The organism is Pseudomonas sp. NPDC089392 (assembly GCF_044749595.1).
In the GTDB taxonomy this organism is placed as follows: Bacteria; Pseudomonadota; Gammaproteobacteria; order Pseudomonadales; family Pseudomonadaceae; genus Aquipseudomonas.
Genome location: NZ_JBIVIF010000017.1, coordinates 38,782 through 61,246, shown reverse-complemented (window position 1 = coordinate 61,246; position 22,465 = coordinate 38,782). Strand labels below are relative to the sequence as shown.

Annotated in this window: 21 protein-coding genes; 11 read left to right on the top strand and 10 right to left on the bottom strand. The window is 54.7% G+C overall.

The window, feature by feature from the left end:
* The first annotated feature begins 158 nt into the window (after positions 1-158).
* Positions 159-1,319 (top strand): hypothetical protein, encoded by a 1,161-nt coding sequence (locus ACIP1G_RS16210; RefSeq protein ID WP_181131309.1) that lies wholly within the window; start codon positions 159-161, stop codon positions 1,317-1,319.
* A 577-nt stretch (positions 1,320-1,896) separates the two neighbouring features.
* Here ACIP1G_RS16210 and ACIP1G_RS16205 read toward each other — a convergent pair.
* The 8 genes from ACIP1G_RS16205 to ACIP1G_RS16170 form a co-directional block, all read right to left on the bottom strand.
* A complete protein-coding gene (locus ACIP1G_RS16205) occupies positions 1,897-2,502 on the bottom strand; it encodes a hypothetical protein (protein ID WP_181131308.1) in 606 nt (201 codons plus the stop codon).
* Complete coding sequence (locus ACIP1G_RS16200; RefSeq protein ID WP_060514646.1) at positions 2,495-3,157, bottom strand: hypothetical protein; 663 nt, start codon at positions 3,155-3,157, stop codon at positions 2,495-2,497. Before ACIP1G_RS16200 ends, ACIP1G_RS16205 begins: the two co-directional genes overlap by 8 nt.
* Entirely contained in the window at positions 3,150-3,818 is a 669-nt protein-coding gene (locus tag ACIP1G_RS16195) for a hypothetical protein (RefSeq protein WP_181131307.1), read from the bottom strand. The genes ACIP1G_RS16200 and ACIP1G_RS16195 overlap by 8 nt, the downstream gene beginning before the upstream one ends.
* Positions 3,819-3,867: 49 nt before the next feature.
* Positions 3,868-4,353: a DUF2726 domain-containing protein gene (locus ACIP1G_RS16190; RefSeq protein ID WP_400738762.1), complete on the bottom strand. Its 486-nt coding sequence runs from the start codon at positions 4,351-4,353 to the stop codon at positions 3,868-3,870.
* A gap of 356 nt (positions 4,354-4,709) precedes the next feature.
* Positions 4,710-5,111, bottom strand: a complete 402-nt coding sequence (locus ACIP1G_RS16185; protein WP_060514642.1) for a hypothetical protein — start codon at positions 5,109-5,111, stop codon at positions 4,710-4,712.
* A gap of 33 nt (positions 5,112-5,144) precedes the next feature.
* Positions 5,145-7,016, bottom strand: coding sequence for a UvrD-helicase domain-containing protein (locus ACIP1G_RS16180; RefSeq protein WP_181131306.1), 1,872 nt, complete (start codon positions 7,014-7,016; stop codon positions 5,145-5,147).
* 30 nt (positions 7,017-7,046) lie between these two features.
* Positions 7,047-7,334, bottom strand: coding sequence for a hypothetical protein (locus tag ACIP1G_RS16175; protein ID WP_060514640.1), 288 nt, complete (start codon positions 7,332-7,334; stop codon positions 7,047-7,049).
* A 2,030-nt stretch (positions 7,335-9,364) separates the two neighbouring features.
* The gene (locus ACIP1G_RS16170; protein ID WP_060514639.1) at positions 9,365-9,892 is read right to left on the bottom strand and encodes a hypothetical protein; all 528 of its coding nucleotides are present in this window, start codon (positions 9,890-9,892) and stop codon (positions 9,365-9,367) included.
* Between the two features lie 223 nt (positions 9,893-10,115).
* Here ACIP1G_RS16170 and ACIP1G_RS16165 point away from each other — a divergent pair, with 223 nt between their 5' ends.
* The 7 genes from ACIP1G_RS16165 to ACIP1G_RS16135 all read left to right on the top strand — a co-directional run bounded on the left by ACIP1G_RS16165 (position 10,116) and on the right by ACIP1G_RS16135 (position 18,072).
* Complete coding sequence (locus tag ACIP1G_RS16165; protein ID WP_060514638.1) at positions 10,116-11,153, top strand: ParM/StbA family protein; 1,038 nt, start codon at positions 10,116-10,118, stop codon at positions 11,151-11,153.
* A gap of 705 nt (positions 11,154-11,858) precedes the next feature.
* Complete coding sequence (locus tag ACIP1G_RS16160; RefSeq protein WP_060514636.1) at positions 11,859-12,383, top strand: RDD family protein; 525 nt, start codon at positions 11,859-11,861, stop codon at positions 12,381-12,383.
* A 1,033-nt stretch (positions 12,384-13,416) separates the two neighbouring features.
* Entirely contained in the window at positions 13,417-14,055 is a 639-nt protein-coding gene (locus ACIP1G_RS16155; RefSeq protein WP_060514680.1) for a hypothetical protein, read from the top strand.
* A 206-nt stretch (positions 14,056-14,261) separates the two neighbouring features.
* Positions 14,262-15,260, top strand: a complete 999-nt coding sequence (locus ACIP1G_RS16150; protein WP_060514635.1) for a lambda-exonuclease family protein — start codon at positions 14,262-14,264, stop codon at positions 15,258-15,260.
* Between the two features lie 92 nt (positions 15,261-15,352).
* Complete coding sequence (locus tag ACIP1G_RS16145) at positions 15,353-15,886, top strand: hypothetical protein (protein ID WP_181131305.1); 534 nt, start codon at positions 15,353-15,355, stop codon at positions 15,884-15,886.
* 704 nt (positions 15,887-16,590) lie between these two features.
* On the top strand, positions 16,591-16,875 hold the full coding sequence (locus ACIP1G_RS16140; protein ID WP_060514633.1) for a hypothetical protein: 285 nt from the start codon (positions 16,591-16,593) through the stop codon (positions 16,873-16,875).
* Between the two features lie 24 nt (positions 16,876-16,899).
* Positions 16,900-18,072, top strand: a complete 1,173-nt coding sequence (locus tag ACIP1G_RS16135) for a hypothetical protein (RefSeq protein WP_060514632.1) — start codon at positions 16,900-16,902, stop codon at positions 18,070-18,072.
* A gap of 77 nt (positions 18,073-18,149) precedes the next feature.
* Here the strand turns inward: ACIP1G_RS16135 and ACIP1G_RS16130 are convergent, their stop codons facing one another.
* Both ACIP1G_RS16130 and ACIP1G_RS16125 read right to left on the bottom strand, forming a co-directional pair.
* On the bottom strand, positions 18,150-18,518 hold the full coding sequence (locus ACIP1G_RS16130; protein ID WP_060514631.1) for a histone-like nucleoid-structuring protein, MvaT/MvaU family: 369 nt from the start codon (positions 18,516-18,518) through the stop codon (positions 18,150-18,152).
* Between the two features lie 468 nt (positions 18,519-18,986).
* Positions 18,987-19,604, bottom strand: coding sequence for a hypothetical protein (locus ACIP1G_RS16125; RefSeq protein ID WP_122228166.1), 618 nt, complete (start codon positions 19,602-19,604; stop codon positions 18,987-18,989).
* A gap of 306 nt (positions 19,605-19,910) precedes the next feature.
* Here ACIP1G_RS16125 and ACIP1G_RS16120 point away from each other — a divergent pair, with 306 nt between their 5' ends.
* The 3 genes from ACIP1G_RS16120 (at position 19,911) to ACIP1G_RS16110 (ending at position 22,463) form a co-directional block, all read left to right on the top strand.
* Positions 19,911-20,726: an HDOD domain-containing protein gene (locus ACIP1G_RS16120; RefSeq protein WP_181131304.1), complete on the top strand. Its 816-nt coding sequence runs from the start codon at positions 19,911-19,913 to the stop codon at positions 20,724-20,726.
* A 16-nt stretch (positions 20,727-20,742) separates the two neighbouring features.
* Positions 20,743-21,399: a hypothetical protein gene (locus tag ACIP1G_RS16115; RefSeq protein ID WP_060514627.1), complete on the top strand. Its 657-nt coding sequence runs from the start codon at positions 20,743-20,745 to the stop codon at positions 21,397-21,399.
* A gap of 116 nt (positions 21,400-21,515) precedes the next feature.
* Positions 21,516-22,463: a hypothetical protein gene (locus ACIP1G_RS16110; RefSeq protein ID WP_060514626.1), complete on the top strand. Its 948-nt coding sequence runs from the start codon at positions 21,516-21,518 to the stop codon at positions 22,461-22,463.
* The last annotated feature ends 2 nt before the right edge of the window (positions 22,464-22,465 follow it).

Here is a 22,465-nt window from a genome sequence, read left to right as displayed (position 1 = left end):
ATGATCTGATTTCTCTTAGCTAAATCCGCAAAAAGTGGCAGCGCAGACTATCCTTAAGAACTGGCAAAACAGCTTGCATAGATAGCACCACTGGCGTGTAGCAGCGTTGGATCAGAGGTCCTTCGCTGTCTCCTCCCTATTTATTCAAGAAGACCGCTATGAACGTCACCGACCGCCTGAAGTTCTCGCCCTATGCTCCTGTGCGCTATCAGAAAGAGATCTGGTGGATCTTTGCGGTGGAAGCTGCTCGCGCCAGCTGCGTTCTAAAGGATGGGCGCATTGCGTACCACCTAATGGATAAAATTCAAGATGAGCTAGTTGAGCCGGCCTTGCGGGTTGGGATGGAGCAGCTTAGGCAGGAATTCCCAGGCTCGGCTGAACGTGGCCATTTGGCGTGCGCAATCGGTGCAAAGATGGCGGAGATGCGTCATTGGGTGCCGCTTGCCGCTCAGTTCTTCAATTGCGGACGCCAGATATTCGACCTTACAGATGAAGTGGTCGAGATGCTGGAGCAAACGGATTTCGGCGACTGTACGCTCGAAGGTTGGCACCCACCTTATGAGGCGTTCTTTGTTCATTTCGGCAAGCGGGATGCTATCCGTCTCCCTTGGGGAGAAGATTTTGAGTATCTAGATGGTGCTTTCGTTGCAATGACCCCATACGATGAACAAGGCAACGTGCGTTTGAAACTCGGGTTCTCGACGTGCAAGAAGGGTGGTGAAGGTGTGATGTCGCCGGGCTACTTTATGGATTTCACACCGGAGGAGCAGGCTATGCCGGTGGCGCTGGCCATTGAGCATGCTATCGCCCGTCGCGCCAGCAACTTTTTAGATCAACTCGATGACTCCGAGTCAGCTAAAGCGCTAAACGCTCATCGGCGTGCTGAAATCAATGACTGCGGAGAAATCTTAAAGCAGGCCTCAAGTTTGATCGTGAATGTCTTGTTCTACCTGGAGTCGCTTGGTACTCAGCGGCGTCTAGAGCCAGGTCGAGACGCCCCAACTGACTACACGGTACGTTGGGAGCAGTCCAACCCAAGACAACGTGAGAAGTTGAAATCAAAATTGCTGTCCGAGGGCTATACGGCGGTATACCTACTTGGCCGAGAATTCTCATCCTCTAATACAGCTGCGCACGGAGGCCACCGTCGCGCTCATTGGCGGCGGGGCCACTGGCGACGCCAACACCACGGTCAAGCCAACAGTCTTATCAAACGGAAATGGATAAAACCGCAATTAATCGGCGCTAGCTCCGCGGATGATTTAACAGGCCACATCTATGTTGTCGGCAACCCTGAAACCCCCGACACACAGCACTGATCCACAGAATGTAAGCGACTGGGGCTTTGCTCGCCGGTGACTGAAATACCTTGACTACCAGCAGCAAAGCGAGCATCACCCCACCAGCGACCATAACCAGTGAGCTAACAGGCAGCCTTCAGTAGGGCGCCGGCAGTGACCAACCTGCGTCACTCGATTTGAGCCTGAGTAGAGTCCGGGGTGCGGCGGCGCGGGCGGGTGACTACAACTGATCGAGCTATATGTTGCGACAGTTTTAATTCTCTAAGTCCAGCCCCAACATCTGGGCTGCGCGTCAAGTCCATTAAACCGTGCGGAGGACTTTAACGACAAAGCCCGCCAATGGCGGGCTTTGAGGATTGCGCGGGTGTCAGTGAGCTGGGTTGAAGATCAGCACGCCGATCCCAAGCATGAGGAAGGGCAAGCCTATCGCTCCCATCACCGCAGCCGCATCTAGCGCGAAGTACTGCTCACACGCAGCGCCCGAAATCAAAAAGCCCAGCATGAGCACCGCTAGGGCGGCGAAACCCCTGACGAAAACCACCACAGCTATGCCAGGTTCATTCGGGGAGGCCGGCGCCGGCCACCCCATCGCTGACTACTCGGCGTAGGCGTCCAGTTGCTTCTTCAGCTCCAAGCGCTGAGCATTGAGCATCTGGTTGAGCTGATCCGCTTTGAACACATCGAAAGGTGCCCGCAGGAAAGCCATCACCTCGATCGGTGCCGATGTCTTGCGTTCGACCTTGCTCGGCTGATCAGTCGTCGAACTGCTGGGCAGGCCAAGCATCTTGGTGCAGCCGCTGCTCGTGTAGTCGTAGCAGCCGACCTTCGCCTCACTGGCCAGTACGGCGCTGCGAAACGAGACACTGGGGAAGATGGTGGGAATACCAATCACACCAATCATGATGAGAATCAGGCCCAGCGCGCTGCCTCTGAAGGCTTGCAGGGCGCCCCCCATGATGCACATGAAGCTGAAAAATGCGCAGATGAACGACAGCGATGGCGGAACAACCAACCAGGAAGCGTTGTGCAGGTCCTCGGCGCTCACAGGAGCCTTGAAGTTAAGGACGGCGGTACTGATTGCCGCAAATACGACGTACACAACCACCGCGGCCATGAAGAGACTGGCGAAGATCAGTGATCCCTCGCCGGCGTTACCCGGTGTTGGATCGAAGTAGTCATTGGAAGAGTCGTGGTCACTCATGACGCTCACCTGCCTGGTTGGTGTTCGAGGAAGGCTGGGCTGCAGCTTCAAGTCCATGCGGATGATGTTCTTTCAGCACAAGCCGCTGCTCATCAAGCATCTGGTTAAGTCGATCCGCTTTAAACACATCGAAGGGAGCTCGAACGAAAGCTAGCAACTCGATCGGCGCCGAGGTCTTGCCCTCGATCTTGCTAGCCTGGTTGGAACCAGTGCTGTTAGGCAGCCCCAGCATCTCGGTACAGACACGGCTGGTGTAGTCGTAACAACCCACCTTCGCCTCACCCGCCAGAACAGCGCTGCGGAACGAGACACTCGGGAAGATAGTGGTGGCGCTCACACTCCCGGCAATGATCAGTACCAGGCCGAAGGCGCTGCCCACAAAAACGCGGAAGGCTCCAATGACGAACGCGAAGACGCTGGCACTGGATGCGATGAACGAGATGGTTGGCGGATTCACCAGCCAAGAGGCATACCTCAGATCCTCGGGGCTGACAGGAGCCTTGAAGTTCAGAACGGCGGTGCTGATGACAGCAAGTACGGTGTACAGCACAAACACGGCAAGGAACACTCCCACGACTACCAGGGCCCCATTGCCGGCCTTACCAGGTGCGGGTGCGGATTCGAATTGGTCATTGGAAGAAACGTGGTCACTCATGATGCTCACCTGTTTGGTGTGTAGTTAGGGGTGTAGGGAGGGTGTAGGACTGGTTCATCAAACCCTTGTGGATCTCTTCTGCCAGTTCCAGGCGCTGCCTATCGAGCATGTGGTTGAGTCGATCCGCTCTGAACACATCGAATGGCGCTCGAAGGAATGCCATCACCTCGACGGGGATGATTAGATGTCGAGCCGCTCGACCTGACTGATGAAGGCTGGCTGGACTGCTGGACAGGCCCTGAATGTCGCTGCAGGTATGGTTGGCGTACTCGTAACAGCCAATTTTCGCTTCCCCCGCCAGTACGGCGCTGCGGAAGGAGACGCTTGGAGAAGATGAAACGCCCGCAACAAAGCTGACCATGAGTACGCCCAGGCCGAGGGTCATCGGCCTGATCATTTGCATATAGAGCAGGAGCCACAAGCCGGACAATGCGCCGAAGATCGCGGTGTAAATGGGTGGGGAGAAGACCAACCAGGTTGCATGCTGAAGCTCCTCAGCACTCACGGGCACCTTGAAGATCAGAACGCCTATGCTGACTGCCGCAATCACGACGTACAACACCACCAATCCAAGGAACACCGACCTGAATGTCAGCCTCCCCTCGCCGGCCGAATCTGCTGCGCGAGCGAGGTATTCGCTGGATGAATCGAAGTCACTCATATTGCTCACCTACTGTGTTCGAATTCCGGGTATGGAATGGTCCTGAGCTCTAAAGCTTTAGGTCCCTGCGGATCTCTCGGGCCGACGGCATTGCGCGGTACCGATGCACGGAAACCCCCACGGCCCTCATCAGTTCGTCACGACGACGGTCCTTTGCCTTGGCCTTCGAGCTGTTGTGCGTGGAGTCGTCGACCTCGACCAGCGCCACCGGCTTGAGCTTCTTGTCGCAGAGCAGGAAGTCGCAGCGGTTGTGGGCCACCACATACCGTGCGTGGTTCTTGTCGGTCATGGCGGTGGCCTTCACCTTGATGAAGGCACCGAACACGACCTGGGGAGCGATGACCAGGTCGTTGCCAACTGCCTCCCTGAGTCGCCAGAAAAAGTCCTGCTCGCGCTCGGTGAGCAGGGGGATGCACTGGTAGTGCTTGGTTGAGTAGCCTTTGCGCCCCTTCAGCATCTTGAGGGCGACATACCCCATGGCGCAGACCACCAAGATCGGGACACCCAACCCGTCCAGGCCATTGAAAATTGACATCTTTCCTCCTGATTAGATTCTTTACGCGTACCAATACGCTTGCTGGTTAAAAAATGGCGAGTAGTCCGCCTGTGATGTTGGTCAAGTAAATCTAATTACGCATCCAAGCCGGGAGGAGCACCTCCGCCCCGTTCCTTCAGCAAACCTGCCCTGGGTATTGCTCGTTGGGCGTGAAACCGTTAGGGTGATTCAATCCCTCCTGGCGACACTCTCGTGTCGTGCACCACCTCCCTCCTGACCTCCTGTATCCGAAGCAAGTCACCTGCCTGCATTCATGCGCGCCGACTTGACCAATCATACAAACGAACCATTTGAAGCCTGCCCGCCAGGCACGTTCATGAGCGCCAGCGAAGCCGCTATCCGTGGTCTTCCAAAAGGTGTCCGGTGACCGCCGGCAGCTGATGCGAGGGCTCGACACTCACAACCCGCTTGCCACGTCGAGAACCCCGGCCTTTCCCGTCGCCCGCGGCTTCCGCCTCCTTCACCGCCCGAGCGGCCATGCCCTCATTGACCATGTCCAGGATTTCCTGAGACATCCGCTGCTGCACAATGCGAGAGTTCCCCATGCGGTAGTTCGCGTCGGTGCGCTCGGTATCCGCAGCCTTCGCCCACTCCCTCAGGGTGTCCCGTGCCTCGCCGATGCTCCCCTTGATCTTGACGAAGATCTCGAACATCAGCGGGTCAATGGAAACGGATGATTTCTTGGATTTTCCTCCCGCTTCCCGGCGGTAAAAGATCCGGATGAAATCGTCAGCCATGTCCGCCCCCTGCAACGATCAGTAGGTAGTGCATCAGGCCACTTCCAGGTGCAGGTCACTGACCAGGCGCCCGGTGATATCTGGGCAACTGATGAACAGGCCACCATGCAGGCGACCCTGACGCACCATCGAGGCAACGGTATCGGCCGCCTGGGATACGGAGACACCCACTACGCCTGCGATCGCCACCGCAGTAAGGGCCGCATGACGCAGGATGGCCAGCTCGATGCGCGACTCAACCTCATCGCCCTCGAACAGCAGGGCAGCATCGGCACCGACCAGCTCAGCCACTTTGGAAAGCGCCCCCACGCCGGTGATCGCAGCAAAGGTCTCGGCCTCTTGTTCAGGACTCACAACCAGCGATAGGCCCCCCACTTGTTCGGTGTGCTTCGCGACAGGTACCACCGCTTCACCCACCACCCCAGCGGTCTCGCAGTAACGCAAAACTGCCTGGATCTGCTCATTCACCTCAATGGATTCCATCGCACGGGTCAGCGCCACGTACAGCAGGTGGAGCTCTTGGCGCAGCTCAGGGGTATCCAGCACCAGCGGCAGGCCGGCATCGGTGATCAGGTTGAGGAAGTCGCTCAGCAGAACCACCTGCGGGAACTCCAAGCCTTTCGAGCGGTGGGCAGTACACAGAATGACGGTCGCGTCGTTGATGTCGCTGACGCAAGCATCCTTGATCCGCTGTACCAGGCTCGGGATTTGATCGCCGTACTGCTTGGCAACACTGATGAGGGCGTGAATCTCTTTGTCATCGGTGTCGTTGGCATAAGCCTCCAGATCCTGGAGAGAGCGGAACGCACTGAGCAAAGGATCGCGCAGACGGACACCCGTGTTGGCTCGCAGGTGGTGCACTTCAACGAGCTTGTCGAACGGGTACTCGTTGACGCCACCCACGAAGTGAAGACGCTGGCCTTCCAGCAACTGGACAGCACTGGCGAACAGCTTCGCATTGGTGCGCCCGATGATTGCGTACGGTTTGGTGCGGTCGACGGCGAAGCGGGTAGTCAGCTCATGACGTGAGCTGCGCACTGGATCCTGCTCGCCGGCGAACTCACGCAAGAGCATGGTTGCCAGATCGGCGATGCCGGCGCCATAACGGTGGCTCTCACTCAGCGATACGACCTGGTTGAACTGCGACGGCTCGAAGGTGTTGTAGGCACCACGGAAACCGAAGATTGCCTGGAAGTCGTCACCGGCCAAGCGCAGCGGGCAGTTCTGGCGCAGGATGACCGCAGCAAAGACAGGATTGGTGTCTTGGTACTCGTCCAGAAGGATCTGGTCGTAGCGGTGGCTCAGGTCAGGGTCACCCAGACTCCACAGTTTCAGGTAGCCATCATGCGGCATTCGCAGGTGAGTGGTTTCCAGGAACTCGGCACGCTCGGCTTGGCTCTCGCCGCACCCGCGAGACCATTGGCGCAGGCGCTGCAGGTCTTCCCAAACAAGCTTCGCCCACTCCGCAGCTTTCTGACGGTCATCGCCAACGATCTGTGCCGGCACATGCGCTACCAGGATCTCCCGGTCTGCCGAAACCATGTAGTTGTGCAGGGTGACGTACAGGTGGCGAGCAAACGCCATTGGGATCTTGTACTGCTTCGCCAGCTGGGATGGGTGGAGATCATCTTGCTTGCCAACCTTCTTGAACTGGCCACCGACTTCCCAAGCAAGCCCATGACTGGTCTTGGTGGTCACGTTGTCAGGGAAGCGAGCAGCTGCGTCTTCTTTGTTGGCCTTGCCAAAGGTGACATACAGCAGGCGCTGGGTTGGGAACCGCAGGGCGTGCTCGATGAGCAGCGAGGTCTTACCAGCACCGGCCTTGGCGCGGATCAGCAAGCGCTTGGCGGTACTGACCAGAGCAACAGCCTGGTCTTTGTTTGGGGTGAAAGCTTTCGCGGCCATTGCCGGCCTCCTTGAGGTGTGAGTGGTGAATCAGTCGTCGTCTTTGCGGAACATGTTGAGGCTGTCATTGAAGATGCAGTGAGGGTCTTCCTGATCCATCAGCCGGACCTTCTTGCTGCGCTTTGTATTGGAGTCAGCAAACAGGTTGAAGAACAGGACCATCGGGATACTGGCTGCGATGACCAAGAGCAAAGAGCCGGCGAAGGCCCAGCCACCAAAGGCGTGTCGAACGTATGCAGCAAACAGGCAAGCTGCCGCAGCCAGAGCGATCGACCCGACCCCCTTCCCAACCTGTTTCAGCACAAAGGATTTGTTCATCTCGGCAGCTCCTTGGCACAACCATTTATGACTCAACGATACCTGTAGATTTGTATAGATGCAAGGCAAATTATAGTTACGTGTTACAAATGCAGGCACAACCATTTATGGCTCTACTGCGAGAAAAGCGTTGGGCGTCAGCACAACCATTTATGCCCGCGGGGAGATAAAAGCGGGGAATCCATAGCACAACCATTTATGCTCATGCGAAGCCATAACAGCCGGCCCCATCGGCGCCGATACATCGCCCAGCAACCAAAAGGGAGGAGCTCGCGGGCAGATAGAGCCCGGGCCGAAATCGCCTATGGGCACGTATGCATGCAATGAGCTGAGAATAATGGAGGCGATGAAGTGCTTCCCACCCACGGGACACAGAACAGAGAAAAGCGGTCCCAAGCAGCCTGAGCAGAGACGAATCCGACCAGGCTAAAGAGGCACCACCCGGCACCAGGTGCTGACCACCGCCAGCCTATCGTCCATACCGGCCAGCCCGGGCGCACTCGGCACCAAAGCAGCAGGGTCCGCCCTCGCCAGGCAGATCTCATATCGACCCACCGCCAGCCAAGCATCACACGCTGCGAGCCGGATCGATCACCGCCATCGCAGATGTAACTCCACCCACCACCGTACGCCTGACATCGCACTCTGCCGGGCAGGTCCAGCTGCGCATCGGGCAAGTCAAGGATCGCAAGCCGCCGTATCAGATCCCACACCGCCAGCCACCGACCGCCGGGCATCACAATCTGCCGGCCAGGGCCAACTGCAGCACCGGGCAAGGTAAGGATCGCAAACCATCGCATCAGATCCAGCAGCACCAACCACCGGCCGCTACCGATCATCAGTGGCCAGCTGCAGACCAGGACCAAGACCAAGACCAGCATCCAGCGCCTGCACAGCTGACCGCAGTAACCCCCGTCGTATCCTTCTCAGCCCGTCGCTTTCCTCCCCTGTCAGATCCTTCTTAGGGTCGCCACCGACAGCCTGTGAGCTGTTTCGCTGGACGCAGCCTCCGGGAGCTGGTGGTCGAGCGCCGGCCGCGGCCGCAGAGAAACAGGCACAAATGGTTATGCTGCCGGCGGTAGCAAAAAGCGCAAATCCGCGGCAGCAGAACGATCGCCAGCACAATGAAATGCCAATGCAACAGCAGCACGACCGAAACCCCAAACTAGCGATGGCACAACTCAATAGTTAGAACTGGCGCGAGAACAATAAGAGCCCACTACTCATGCTCTCACGCGCAACAGATGACGTAGAAGGCGCAGTGAAAGAATGGAGATGAAGAAGAGAAAAGAGAAAAGAGTATCTACAGCGGAAGAATGAGCCAACTTCGGTAGCAGCAGGGAGCCGGCGGGCGCAGAGGCAAAAGCAGCACAGACGGAACTGACAGGTGCACAATCGCCGCCGCGATGAACAGAAACTCAAACCAAGCTTGCAGAATGAGGTGCGACACAACGAGCAGCGGGAAAATAGATTCCGGCACAACGAGCAGCGGAAAAAGAGATTCAGCCACATGAAGTGCCGCCGCCAGAATGAGATTGATGGTGCGACCGGGAGAAGAGAAAATGAATGAAGAGAATTAAATTAGATTAAGGGAATGGGCGCGAGGCAGTTCGAGTCAAACACCGCCAGGCCCAAGTAGAAGTCAGCTCATCACCGTATGCAAAAGCAATTATCAGCGGCCTGATCACACTACGCTCAGAAAGAGCTCGGATAATACTTCACAAAATCACCGGTAGGCTTCTGGTCGGCTTTACCAAAGCCGCGGGATTCCACTACGCATAACACCGGTACGCTTCTAGTCAGCTGCGCCAACGCCGGTGGTCACACTGCACATAACATCGGTAAGCTTCTAGTCAGCTTCGCCAACGCCGCAGAGTCACACATCGCATAACACCGATTTGCTTCTAGTCCGCTTCGCTCATAGCCCGGTTCCTACTTGGCCTGTCACCGAATAGTTTCTGGTCTCGCTCAGCCACAAAAAAGGCCCTGCCGACGTTGATCGACAAGGCCTTCACGAGTTTGTTTAAGGATTACTCATCCACGTCGAGCTCTCCTTCAAACTTTGTTTCTACCTGGTCTAGCATGCTGCCCACCAAAGCCTCAAGGGATGCCAGATCATCTTCCCTAGCCTTGAGCGTTAGCTTTACGCCATGGCTCATATTCCGCACGCGCTCATGCATTTCGGCTCTGAGGTCAAAGAGTTTGGAAACCCTTTCACACAGGCTCAGAACCAGCTTGTGATTGGGCTCGAACTCTCGCGCTCGCTTCACTCTCTTCGTGAGCCCTTTGTGACTTACGTTCGTGGACATCCATTTCCCCTTGCCAGCCTTGAGCTTTCGGTAGACCCGGACAAAAGGCCTCGATTGGCCCCGGTGCAGGTTGAAATCAATCCCTATGCGCCCCGTCTGGAACGGCTGCATGACGTAGAGCAATTCGCCCATGCGGACCAGGAGCTGATCGATGCGAATTAGGTAGTCGACGGCAGTGTCGACCGACTCCTTACCTTTGCGCCGCAGCTCTTCGAAATCGTCGATGGAGGGGGGGTTGTGTATAGCCATTGTTTAAGCGTTCGCCGGGGGGTTGTGTATAGCCGCGCCGAGGGGCGCATTCTGGCGAATTCTCTTTGTGCTTATACAGTATTGTCAATACGTGTTATGTATCTTAGACTCCCAGCAGTGCATACAGCGCAGTAGGTACTTCGCACTGCACTGTATGCACTGCACACTGCACAGTGCGCATCGTCAACCCTTCTAAGTCACTGGTTTATAGAGGTTTTATTTCATGAAAGGTCGCGTCGCAATCGGTTTGGATGCGGGTCGTAGCGCCATTAAAGTCGTCGCTTACCACGACGGCAAACGAACTGAGATCATGTACCCCACTCTGGCGGTTCCAGCCGTCGAACTCACCGACCCGACGACTGCGGCTCGCGCCCAGACCGAGACCGAGGTTGTCGATGGAAAGGCATACTTCACTGGCGATACCGCTCGCCTCCAGGGCAACCTCACATCCTCTATTGGGTTGAACGACAATTGGACGGATACCCCGGAATACCTGGCGCTTATTCAGTCGGCTTTTACCAGGCTCCGTGCCAAGGGCGTTCAAGGAATTGATGACGCATTTGTCATCATCGGCACACCGTCCAAGTTGTTCGGCTCTCGCAAGGACAGCTTGGTCGAGCGCACTAGAAAAGCACTCCCTAAAACTGTCGAGTTGAAAGCACTTCCTCAGCCAATGGGCGCTTACTGCGACTACATCCTTGATCAGTCGGGCATGCCCATTGAAAATTTGATCAATGGTGCTAACGGAAGGCCAAAATCCTATGGCGTCATCGAGGGAGGTCATTACTCGACTGACTTCCTTTTGATGAGGGAGGGTCAGTACATTGAACGGGGCGCTGATTCTTGTGCCGGGATGAGTGCAGCGGCTGAGCAGTTGCGCCGCATCTTGGGCAAGCGCGAGATTCAAGCAAGCCTGGTGGAGTGCGAGGAATCGTTCAGCACCAAATCTCTTTTCCAGTACGGCCAAGAGGTAAACATTCAAGAGCAGGTGACCGAAGCTCAGCAGCACGTGGTTCAGGAAGTTATCTCTAAAGGTAACTCTTTGTTTTCCGATGATGCACGGTCGCTCAATGGGATTTTGGTTGCGGGTGGTAGCGCCGAGGCGATCTATGCTCGTGCCAAAGATGTATGGCAACACAGCATTCTTGTAAAAAATCCTCGCTGGGCTGTTGCTGACGGTTTTGCTCGCTATGCCCTTGGACAAATCATCCGGAGCATCGTAAACGCGAATGCCAAAAGGGTGTCTGCTGTAAATGGCTAAGTTAATTCGTGTATATGACCCTAATGAAACTGAGCGCAAAATAAATCTGAATATCCCAGAGGACGTTTGCCCAGGTTTGCTGGAGTTCATGTCCGAACTGCCATACGGTAAAGACACGCCTCTTATCAGGGGTGTCTTTTATCAGTGGTTTTTGAGCCACAGTGAGGCCGGCACCCTAGACCAAGCTCTGAATGACGCTCTTGCTGGCCCGGGGGGAATGATTGCGACGGGCCGCCAATCCAAGCGTGAAAGTGCAGCTCCACCGACTCGAAAAAAACGGGTACCACGGCAGCGAGAGATCACCGCAAAACCTGGGGCTGTCAAAGCTCCTGCAGTCGAGCCACCCTCAGAGCCCCTAGCTCCCGCTGAACCGATGGAGCCGGCCTTGGTTGTCGAGGAGGTTCGCCCTTCCCTGCAACCTGAGCCGGTGTCCCTCCAGACAGGTGCTCCTTTGCACACTGGTGCTGTCGAGGTTCACGTAGAGTCTGTACCTGTCGCCACACCACCTGTCCACGGTATGGGTGCTCAGGACTCACTCATCGACCAACAGCCTCAGATGCTCTCAAGCGCAGATGCCCTTGATGAGGCCAGCCCATCGCATGACTCTCAAGATGCGACACCGGCCGAACCTACAAACGCGCAAAAGGCAGCACTCGACGCGTTGGGCACCATGTTCTAGCCCTCCACAAAAAAATCAGGTGAATGATGAAAATTGGCTCCAAACTGCTGAATGTGGCTCAGCGCTTAGCGGCAACCATGACCGACTTTGTCCTGGTATCGCTGGTTTTGGGAGTATCGCTATCACTACTGGCTCTCGTCATGGCTCATACCGCCCATGTCGATACGGAAGGTCCCTTCGACGTATCTACTCCCGGCCTGAGCTGGACAGAAGGCGCTGCGCTTAGCTTGGCACCGTACTTCCTTGTACTGTTGCCTTTGGTGTGGTTGATCTACGAGGCAACACTGACCAGATTCTGGCGGGGCACCACCGCCGGCAAGCTGTTGTTCCGTGTCAGGACAGTCTCGCTCAAGGGCAACCTGTCCATCTGGCAATGCATCTTGCGCACCACTTTGAAAATCATGTCCGTCTTGCTTTTGCTCAGCATCGGGCATCCGCTCGTGCTAGTCGTTGTGCTTGCAGCCTTCGTCTCAGTTCCGGTTTTCACTGTGAAATCCCAGTTCATCTTCGACCTCATGGCCTCCACCACCGTAGCTAAACGGGGCACATGACTACTCGGCAACAAACGCATGACCGGCCTTAGGGCCGGTTTTTTTTTGGCCCAGGGTAATCGTGTTTATCAGCCCATGTTGAACATCACCTTAGGCAAAGTTAACGGATACTCCCACTGGAGAAGCCAGTCAGGTCCGAGGTCGCGAAGCCTCCTTTGTAGTCAGCCACACGGTAACGGGTTAGCGCACTACCCACATACCGCCTGATATCTCCGCTCCCTAATGCATCCCCTGTGTTTGCCTCTGTGTTCTCGACTCGGTGATGCACCGCCAGTCTTTGAGATCAGACAAATTCGTCGAGTCCGGGCTTCTCCCTAGGAACTGACAACACAGCTGGACGATTAGGTCGAAGCGGTTATCCCTCAGGTCGCTCACCACTACGTGAGCAGCGCAAATGACTTCCCCGGACGCATGTCCTTCACATAGCAGCCAGGTGCAACTGGTGGGGATTCGCAAGCTAGCCAAGCAGGACGTCGTACTGCTGTCGACTATCCTAATGGCGATAAAGAGGTGAGCTCAGTCTTGGTAACGGTGGATTCTCCACCTACAGCGCCGCGGCAGCTGTGGTTACCAGGACTGGGCTCTTTTGTATATCAAAAGGCCCAGTTTTTTTATCTTCCGTTCGCGCCCTCGTGTGGCGATCTCTCTGGTGATGTCGGGATTTTGCCCGCCGCCCCTCTTTCAGTGACGTCTGACCATCCAAAGACCTACTCCGATACCACCTGATCCTTGACTGGCCGATCGTTGGTCAAGGCGGGGGCCACCATGAACACTGAACTACTCCTTTCAGGCTTGTAAGTCCCCGCGTCCTACTGGTGGATGTAGTCCTGCCAGCCCTCGGCAGCATGACTATCTACGATCGTGACATGACCCTACGCTTACAGCCCGCGCTTGAGGCGGTCGCGGCTTGCTTCATCCATTGCATAGATGGTTATCCAATAGTGCCAATTCTCATATGAGCATTTTGCCACTAGCCTTCATGCTCGCCCGCCAGTATTATAGTTACATGTTATCGACCACTCCTGAGGCACACGTGATCAACAAAGTAATCGCCGCATTAGCTGCCACCAGCGTCATCATGGGCTTATCTGGTTGTGCCGCGAAACCTATCACCGTGGAAAAAGGTCCTGTACGCGTTCAGGCGGCTCAGATCAACGGACGCCTCGTATCCGGCGTGACTGTAAAGGCTGTGACCGAAAACGCCGCATTGGCTGACATGACTGCATCTGTGAATGACGCCCTCAAGAAAGCTGGCTATAACCAGACCGCGGGGGATGCCAAGGTCACGTACACAATCAGTGAGGTCTATGCGGGCCCTGCCTCACAGTACAAGGAAGCTCACACTGCAGTGGGCAACGCTGTGGCCACGGGTGCCTCTCTGGCTGTATCCCTCGCGACCTGCTCACTGCTGAGCAATTGCACCGACTCTGGGATGGTTGGGAACAACGTCGCCTCAGGCCTAACAGCAGCATCCGATGCTGCACAGACCACCAACGGCCAGAACGTCGACAAACTCGCCGGTACGAACCTGGTGATTCACACGGTTTGCTTAACCGGCCGTGGTTGTGCCAGTTCAGCTGCAGCTACGTCTGACCCCTCGATTTCGCTGAATGACCTGCGTATGCAGAACGCCATGCTGGGCCTTCCCCGAACGATGAGGATTGGCGAGTAACGCCGTTATCGTATGCGGCCGGCTGCCAGGCAGCCGGCCTTCTCGGTTAGCGCCCTTCCTCCAGCCCCTTCTCCACAGCCCATCCTTCATCCGCCCTCCCATTCACGCCAGTCCAAGGCGTCCAGTTTCAGCAAGAACGTTACGCATCTCCCGTTATCAGGCCGTCCACCGTTCCGGTGCAGGTCATTTTTAAAGGAGATCGCACCATGGCAATGCGCATCATCACGGGACCAGCTGCTCAGCAAAACTCCGCCGCCTGGTACGCATGGCGTAGTGAAGGAATCGGTGCTAGTGAGGCGCCCCAGATAATGGGTACGTCAAAATTCCGCAGTTCATATGAGCTTTTCAGACTCAGGCTAGGGATCGGGCCTCCCCCGCCGCCGAACCCTTTTGTCGATCGAATTCGAGCCAGGGGTCATCAGCTGGAACCCATCGCAAGGGCTGCATACGAGAAACATACCGGTACCACGGTAACGCCCATCATTGCTGAGAGTGACTCGATACCATTTATCCGGGCATCGCTAGACGGCTTCAATCCTTTCCTTGGGATCCCGGTCGAGGTCAAATGTCCAGGGGATACAGCTCATGGGCTTGCGCTCAAGGGCATCGTCCCACCGGAGTATGTGGACCAGGTTCAGCACCAGATCTTTGTTGCCGAAGCCAGCTTCGCCCACTACTACTCGTTCGATGGGTCTAAAGGCGTGCTGCTCAAAGTCATGCGTAACCAGAAGCGGATCGATCAAATCCTAAGGGGTGAGCTCGACTTCTGGCACCGGCTTCAAACAGGCAAATGGAGTACTGATGAATGGGAAGCCGCAGCGGCCGCCTGGCGGAAGTCAAACCAACAATTACAGGAAGCCACAGCGCGGGAGGAAGCAGCACGGGGTGTTTTACTATCGCAGATGCCGCCAGGTCGCAAACGACATGAATGCGACGGCGTATCTGTCCTCCACTCCACTCGTAAAGGGCAAGTCGACTGGCGTGCGTTGCTCAGTGCACACGGCGTTAAGCTGACTGAAAGCCAAATCGATGCCTACAGGAAACCCGCTGTAGAGAACGTGATAATTCGCGATCAGCTCGGTCCCCGCCTGTCAGAACCCGCGTTACCTGCGGCACAGTTGCTTCAGTCTGGCCCATCCGTGCAACCTGCACAGCTAGCTCCTAAACCAGCGACACGAAACCTGAAGAAAGACTTCGTCTTTTAACGCCACACATCCCCCGGAAACGGGGGATTTTTTTTGCCTTTTGCATATCCGTGTGCGGCATCTCCTTTCATGAAGCGAACCGGGGAGACCGAATGAAACGTATTAATAGGCATGTATCCGCTTGGCTTGTAGCAGTTTGTATCTACATCGCGTTGCTAGCGGCTACCGGCGTAACGCACAAACTAGCGCTATTCACATTGACGCTGCTTATTTGCCTACCAACTATTGCTTGGTGGAAAACAGGGAGTTTCACCTACTGGCCAGTTCTGCTGTCCAAAATTGACAGAGCGCCATTCAAGCGACAGATAAACGAGCACGAGCGCGCTAGACAAACTCCACGCAAGCGCGATACGCCCAAAACGTATGACCTTAGCGACATTCCGCACCCACCAAAAAGAAGAAACGATGCACATCTCAAAAACCTTCCTCAAGGCAACGGCATTACTCCACCCGCCAATAAAAAGCGGCTAGAAACAGTGCAATGTGCACTCGTATCAAAGCTGCCGACCACGGAAAATGCGGCACCTACTTTTGGATCCATGGGAGACCTATTCGAGGATCAAACCCGCATAGTAGACACGTCAGGAGATATTCTTGTTGTTCCTGATGGAGACGTCTTTCTATAACTGCATCACATAAACCAGCGCCTACTCTAAGGTGCTGGTTTTTTTATTCATGAAATAGATTACACTTGCCAAATTCAAACCATGAGCGAAATTTTTGCATACGAAAAATCGTGCATACCAAATTTTGCACGCATTAAAGTGCTTTTTCAATGGAACTTTTCTGGCGCCGATTTGTTGACCCTCACAACAACACGTCCCTATAATTTGTCCCGCATCGCCAATCAACGGATTAGATAGGAATTAGGGACACAGCATGTCTTTCAGCTTTGACACATACCAGGGAGCTACGGAAATAGGTCTCGCGTCGCTGGGTTGCTTCTCAACGGATGGCAAGCCACATTGCCCCAAATTCAATAAAAGCTGCTCCAACAAGTGCGCTTCAAAGTGCATGCTCAAAGCAATGACAGACTTCCCAGAAGCCAAGACCGAGATCCTGCTAGCCGGCGTCGTTATTGCGTCTACTTTTGCATCAGATATGACTGAGGTTCACTTGGCTTTGTCCGGCTTCGAGCGGGCAATCCAGGCTACCTGCATCTGATCCCCCCCCCTGCATCACCAATCACATGCCTGCGTAATGCACAGTACAACGATTTGAAACGGCACAGTCTTCCACTTACGCGTTATGGATTCGATTGACGTTCTCTGTCACGTACGTATAATCAATAAAGGCGGCCCTTTGTGGTCGCTACCAGAGGTAATGTTTCATGATCCACGAGTACTCCCCAATCGAAATCGGCCTGGACGCCCTTGGTGTGGAACCTGGTCAGAACCCCAGCACAGTGTTTGGGGTGGATGATCTAAGCCAAGCGGACCAGATCCGAAATGTAGGTGAGCGGATCGAGCACGCGATGAGTGCCTACCCTGAGATCAAGACTGAGATCTTGGCCGCCGGCATCAATGTCCTCCTCGATGTGTCCAGTTCGCTGGCGCTGTTCAGGAGTGTCGCTCTCCCTCTCCTGGACCGATCAGTGGATACCGTGGCTGCGTAGGTTTGATAAATCAACGAGCCCTTTATGGCAGTAGAAAAGATTGATGCCCTGGAGCAGGAGACTGCTTCAGGGCCTGAGCAAGACACCGACATCGAGTTACTCCCCCCCTCAGAGCCCTCCGGCCCCCCCTCGACCTTCGAAAAGCTGTGCGGGACCTACATCTCGAACATGGACCGCTCACCCCAGTTTGTGAATCGACTGGCCTTCGAGATGAACCGCGATGAGCGCGTTCGCAAAATCTGCAGAGTCAAGCTCCGTCAAAACAAGTGCGAACTCACCGACTTTGATGAGGTCTTGCAAAGAACGCTGGAAGTGTTCTTTGGTTCCATGCTGGCGAAGATTGAAGATCAGGATGCCGTTTATGCGGTGGTCTACGCTGTGGCACACAACGTCAGTCGAGAAGTACTGAGGGATCGCCAGAAGCTGTTGATCAATCACCGCTCCATTGAGGACATGCAGGAGAAGGGTGAGGAGCTTGAACAAGTCGGGCTAGCCGACCAGGTAGAAGTAGACCACGATCGAGATATCGATACAGAAGCTGCCACCATCAAAATGGCCGCAGCACTAAAACGGGTGATCAACGGAGAACAAACAGTGGCCAGTTCCGGCATCTACGCCATGGATCAAGATCCAATGGTGCGCCTTGTACAACCTCAGCCTTCGGACGACCTAGAACACGAGATGGACACTTCATCGCGAACCAAACCAGCTGAAGCTGGTGCAAAGCGTCCCCGCGGTGGAAGCCGGGCCGAGCTTTCGGTTGATCAGCAAGAACTGGTGAAGATCGGCTCTGACCTGGGCCTGCGCAATCAAGACTATGCCTTTGCCCTGGGCATTGGTCTCCCTCGACTCTCCTCGTACATCTATGGCCGTACAGCGTCGGTGCCAATGGAAGTAATGGAAAAGGCTCGTGGTCTTCTAGCGGAGGAGCCACATCGGAGGGAACGCCTTAAGCGCTTCGACCGAGACATGAGCGTTATCCTGGCTGATTGGATGACTCGCCTCGCCATTGATGTCGAGAAAGACGAAGACATGGCCACTATACTTGGGGTGACCAAAATGACGATCTACCGGTGGCGTAACAACGAAACCAAACCAGATGCAACGGCTCTGGCTCGCTATGAGCAATGGATCGACGACTACGAGCATCGCATCAAGAAAGCAGTCGAGCAGCGGCTTCAAGCAGAGCGCTCATAAGGTTGAACCCGCATTTATGCGGGTTTTTTTGGGGCGTAAAAAACCGGCTGTAGCAGCCGGTTTTGTGAAGAGCTCAATTAGCTTTTCCAGGATTCGACGACGTCACCACCATACTGAGTTTTCCACTCTTTCAGCTGCCGGTGATTGCCACCTTTGGTCTCGATAGTCTCACCGGTATGCGGGTTTTTGTAGACCTTAACTTCGCGTGGCTTACGCTGCTGCCGATCACCTTCCGATCGTGCGTTGATCTTCCGCAGACTCGAAGCCGGATCGAGGATAGCGATGATTTTTCCCAAATTCGCATCGTACTCTTGCATCAGGCTTTTGAGCTTATTCTCGAACTCAATTTCACGTTGCAGCCCAGAATCATTTTTCAGCGCCTCCAGAGCAGAAAGTTGCTCTTGCAGCGCCTTCTCTGCAGCACGAAATTCAGCCAACTTGCTCATGTTTAACCCTCATTAATGTACAATTCAACAAACAAGCATCGATAACTAATTTGCAAAAATACTATACCTCAGGTGCTGCACGCTTTCTACTGACTCGACGGAAATCCCATGATTTGCAACGCTGATGAATATGCAAAAACCGGTCGCCACCACCACATTGCAACACTGATAGCTGGTCGTACGTTCGAAGGCGTTTACTTGGTTGCAGAACCACCCAAGACTGCATGCATAGAGGGGGACACGTGGTTGAGCTTCACTGCATCCGACCTCACCGGCAGCATCGATTGCATCGTGGACCCAGCAAAGGCAGGCTGGGTAGAGGGTGACCGCTTTTCGAGCTTTAGGGTTTTACTGAGAGGTCAGGTAACCCACTTCCAAGGCCAGCGGCAGGCGCGCATCAGCGAGCTACACCAAGTGATAATGCAGTGGTAAAAAAAAACCTTCTGGAGGGTATCCAGAAGGTCTTTTTTACACCAAGGCCCGAATGCAGGCCTTACTCAATGCAACACGGGTGATGCTCGCCATCTCCAGTACCTGATAAGCGGCTGCAGCCCTCCCCTCCCCCAGTGCCACGGTAGCCAGTGTCAACAGAGCATCTGCTGGCACGAGCGCAAACTCAGCGGAACTGGAATCTTCGAAATCAAGGGTAATTTCCTCATCATCCGCTACCCGATCGCCGGAGCACAGCCCGTCAAAGGCATGAGGGGCCTCGGATAGGATGAGGTCGAAGAACTCAACATAGGCGCTCAACTCGCTGGTAGAACCAGCTGAGAACGTGCGGCCATTGTTGAGGGAATTTTGAACGGTGTGAATCACATACTCGACAGCCTCTACTTCGCTGAGGAGGTCCTGGCCAGCCGACAACAGCGAATCCAGTACAGATGCCCCAGTGGCAACATCTGTCAGCCCTGTGACATCCAGGTCACCACCCAAATCGCTGTAGCGACACTGGGCGAGTGCCTTGATCTGGGCTTCATAGGACGAATCGGCTTGGACCTCCCCCGCGAACGGGTCCCCGTTGGGGAACAGTCCGGAAATCAGCAGGGAGCGAGTTTGCGCTTGATTATGTTGTGGGTACGAAATCATGTGAGTCTCCTGAAAGAGTGTGCTGTTGAGGCTTCTCGCCTAACTGCCTTGCTTCAGGGGATGTGTCACATGCATGTGTAAGATGAAATCATGAACCAATAACCAAGAAATACTCAACTAGTGCAAATCAATTCTATCAGAGTACAGATTCGTGATGTGGTTTCCTGGAATCGCTTTTTTTGGGCCATTTGACACTATCGGCGCAGGATTCCAACTCTTGAATCATTAATGACCATGCTTGTTCAAGACGTTACAATTTGACTTTCTACCTACGGATAGATGGCTCAAATTTCACTGAGACTTTTTATGAAAGCCCTGGCAAATATTTTCAAGAATCCCGCAGCCTTACCCACGATTTCTTCGGTGGTTATGGAGCTACTAGAGATGTCTAGGGACCCCTCAGTGCCGTTGTCCAGCATTGTGAAATCAGTGAGCATTGACCAGGCTCTCGCCGCAAAGGTACTACGAACGGCCAACTCTGCATATTTCGGACGCAGCGGAACTGTTTCCCGTCTCGAAGATGCGATATCTACAATTGGCATACACAATTTCCGTACCACCATTATCACGACAGGTCTATTGAAAGCGCTGCCGGACGCACCAGGCATTGATATGCCGACCTACTGGAAGATGGGTTTGCATACCGCGTTCATGGCATCTGCCCTGGCAGAGAGCATAGGTACTGAACGGGATATCGCTTTCACTACTGGTTTGATGCAAGGCATTGGCGCGCTTCTCATTCACCTGGTAATGCCCGATGAAGCCTGCACTGTTGTTCAATCCGTTGATGCATTCGACCTTGCCGGCCGGCGTGCTGTCGAGCAGGCGCAGCTTGGATTTGACAATGCTGAGGTTGGTGCAGAGCTGCTGAAGCGCTGGAAATTCCCTACCCCAATTCAAAAAGCGCTGCTCACGTATTCCAATAGATCCCCCCTACCCGATATCCTTGGCCAATTGCTATCAGTATCCTCGACCTACGCATATGGCGTGGTTATGGGGTTGGATATATCATCACTCGCAGACAGGGTTGACCCAGAGATAGCAAAATCTCTCGGCCTCTCTCATGATTTGTTGGATAGCTGCCGACAACGTGTGTCTGAATCAGTGCTGATGATCGGTTAAGAGAGAAGGATTTTTAGTGAACCCAGGGCTCCGCCTATATCAGGCCATAATCGATAGATCTGAACTGCTATCGCTCCCCTTCCAAGAGGCTAGCAAAGCCTGTGGTTTCACCGCAGACACGCTGGCCAGTTGTTTTGGGGATGAGTCAAAAGCCAAACCGCGTGCCCTCCACGACGTACTGGATCGAAAACGAATCGACCTGATCGCTGCATTTCTTCATTGCTCGGGGTTCCGAGTTCTGCAGATGGCGGACGTTTTTCGCTGGTCGGACTACTGCCTGATCCAGCAGTCCGCGATGTTTAATGCAAAAGCCGTGAGCAAAAGCCATGAGACCGCTGCCTATTTCGAGGATGTCACGAAGGCAGACGTCGCCTCATCCCCAATTTTCATCCTGGATGAACTGATCGCAGCTACTTGGTCAGAAGACCTGAAAGAAGCGGCAGAAAAAATCCAGGTCCCGTTTGAGACGCTTAATTCCTGGCGCACGGGGCGCCCAAAGCCGTCGCTCCGAGATCTTACTGTTATCAGGGCCGTAGCGAAGCGTATTGATCTCGGGACCCCACTGATCATGATGTCGTTGGGAGTACTAGCGAAATCTGATTTCCTGTTGGATGGATGCTCCGTCGATATTGAAGACGAACTGAACAAAGCCCTCGATATAGACATTCTATAGTTATTGCTGCTTTTTTATTCCAAAAGTAGATATAACACGTATTGATAACGCAAGACCCTATTGCTAGTATCCGCTAGGTTACGAACGGTATTTTACTGAGCCAAGGGTTCTTCCTTATGCATTTCGATGCCCAGTCTGCATCAGCCAAGCTCACTAGTTTGCGAATCCCAGTACCCGCCATCGATGTGCTCGGTGAGGTCTACAAAACAGAGGGTGATGACCTCAGCGATGCGATCGAACGGGCGCAAGCGGGCGACAACTCAGCCCTGCACTATCTTCGTGGAGTCTTCTTCACGATTCTGCCTGGATGTGCTGAGCGCATCCTCCAAGCCAACCTCCCTCAGCCTTCACTGCCTGTGCTGATCGGCATCGGGAAAGCTCAGGGTCCACAGTTCTCTCAACAGCTCAAGCATTGGTCTGAGGGTGGATACGCAGACTCTGATGTTGGTAGGTCTCTGTGCGAGACCTACCGAAACGCTCACTCGCAGTTCTCCTCATCGCAGGAGCCAGAGGTGCTGATCGAAGCAACTGACATTGAGGCTGCCGAGGAGCCAGTCACCTTTGACAGTGCCTGCGAGCCTGCAGGCGAAAAGACCTTTGTCAGTCGGCATGTCTATGGCGGAAAGGTCGCAGTGTGCTTCCAATCCGATACGACCAGGGGGGGTGAACACACGATTAGAATCGAAGCTGCGGAGATAACTGCATCCAAAAAATTTAACTGGTCTGACAAGATCAGCATTCAGCTTTCTGGACGCGAGCTGCCCAGCGTGTTGGCGACCTTCATGCAGATGCAGGGCAAGTTCGATGGGAAAGGGCATGGTGCGCAAAACGAAAAGTGGTTCACTATCGAGAATCAGCCCGGGAAGGTTTTTCTCTCGGTGAATACGAAAGGTAGGCCACCTCGATCGTTGCCTATCGGCCCGGGCGACTGCTTTGGCGTGGTGACTCTACTCATTGAGCAGATGCTGAAGAACTCCCCTTTCCTCTCCGCAGATACCCTACTGAACATAGTCCAGCGTACCGCGCAGATAACCCCGCAGCCGTCCTCGGACGTCCACAGATAGCT

Bases quoted from the DNA above. Each gene is read 5' to 3' on its own strand.
- ACIP1G_RS16210 (WP_181131309.1), top strand. From the start codon at position 159: ATGAACGTCACCGACCGCCTGAAGTTCTCGCCCTATGCTCCTGTGCGC.
- ACIP1G_RS16205 (WP_181131308.1), bottom strand. From the start codon at position 2,502: ATGAGTGACCACGACTCTTCCAATGACTACTTCGATCCAACACCGGGT.
- ACIP1G_RS16200 (WP_060514646.1), bottom strand. From the start codon at position 3,157: ATGAGTGACCACGTTTCTTCCAATGACCAATTCGAATCCGCACCCGCA.
- ACIP1G_RS16195 (WP_181131307.1), bottom strand. From the start codon at position 3,818: ATGAGTGACTTCGATTCATCCAGCGAATACCTCGCTCGCGCAGCAGAT.
- ACIP1G_RS16190 (WP_400738762.1), bottom strand. From the start codon at position 4,353: ATGTCAATTTTCAATGGCCTGGACGGGTTGGGTGTCCCGATCTTGGTG.
- ACIP1G_RS16185 (WP_060514642.1), bottom strand. From the start codon at position 5,111: ATGGCTGACGATTTCATCCGGATCTTTTACCGCCGGGAAGCGGGAGGA.
- ACIP1G_RS16180 (WP_181131306.1), bottom strand. From the start codon at position 7,016: ATGGCCGCGAAAGCTTTCACCCCAAACAAAGACCAGGCTGTTGCTCTG.
- ACIP1G_RS16175 (WP_060514640.1), bottom strand. From the start codon at position 7,334: ATGAACAAATCCTTTGTGCTGAAACAGGTTGGGAAGGGGGTCGGGTCG.
- ACIP1G_RS16170 (WP_060514639.1), bottom strand. From the start codon at position 9,892: ATGGCTATACACAACCCCCCCTCCATCGACGATTTCGAAGAGCTGCGG.
- ACIP1G_RS16165 (WP_060514638.1), top strand. From the start codon at position 10,116: ATGAAAGGTCGCGTCGCAATCGGTTTGGATGCGGGTCGTAGCGCCATT.
- ACIP1G_RS16160 (WP_060514636.1), top strand. From the start codon at position 11,859: ATGAAAATTGGCTCCAAACTGCTGAATGTGGCTCAGCGCTTAGCGGCA.
- ACIP1G_RS16150 (WP_060514635.1), top strand. From the start codon at position 14,262: ATGGCAATGCGCATCATCACGGGACCAGCTGCTCAGCAAAACTCCGCC.
- ACIP1G_RS16145 (WP_181131305.1), top strand. From the start codon at position 15,353: ATGAAACGTATTAATAGGCATGTATCCGCTTGGCTTGTAGCAGTTTGT.
- ACIP1G_RS16140 (WP_060514633.1), top strand. From the start codon at position 16,591: ATGATCCACGAGTACTCCCCAATCGAAATCGGCCTGGACGCCCTTGGT.
- ACIP1G_RS16135 (WP_060514632.1), top strand. From the start codon at position 16,900: ATGGCAGTAGAAAAGATTGATGCCCTGGAGCAGGAGACTGCTTCAGGG.
- ACIP1G_RS16130 (WP_060514631.1), bottom strand. From the start codon at position 18,518: ATGAGCAAGTTGGCTGAATTTCGTGCTGCAGAGAAGGCGCTGCAAGAG.
- ACIP1G_RS16125 (WP_122228166.1), bottom strand. From the start codon at position 19,604: ATGATTTCGTACCCACAACATAATCAAGCGCAAACTCGCTCCCTGCTG.
- ACIP1G_RS16120 (WP_181131304.1), top strand. From the start codon at position 19,911: ATGAAAGCCCTGGCAAATATTTTCAAGAATCCCGCAGCCTTACCCACG.
- ACIP1G_RS16110 (WP_060514626.1), top strand. From the start codon at position 21,516: ATGCATTTCGATGCCCAGTCTGCATCAGCCAAGCTCACTAGTTTGCGA.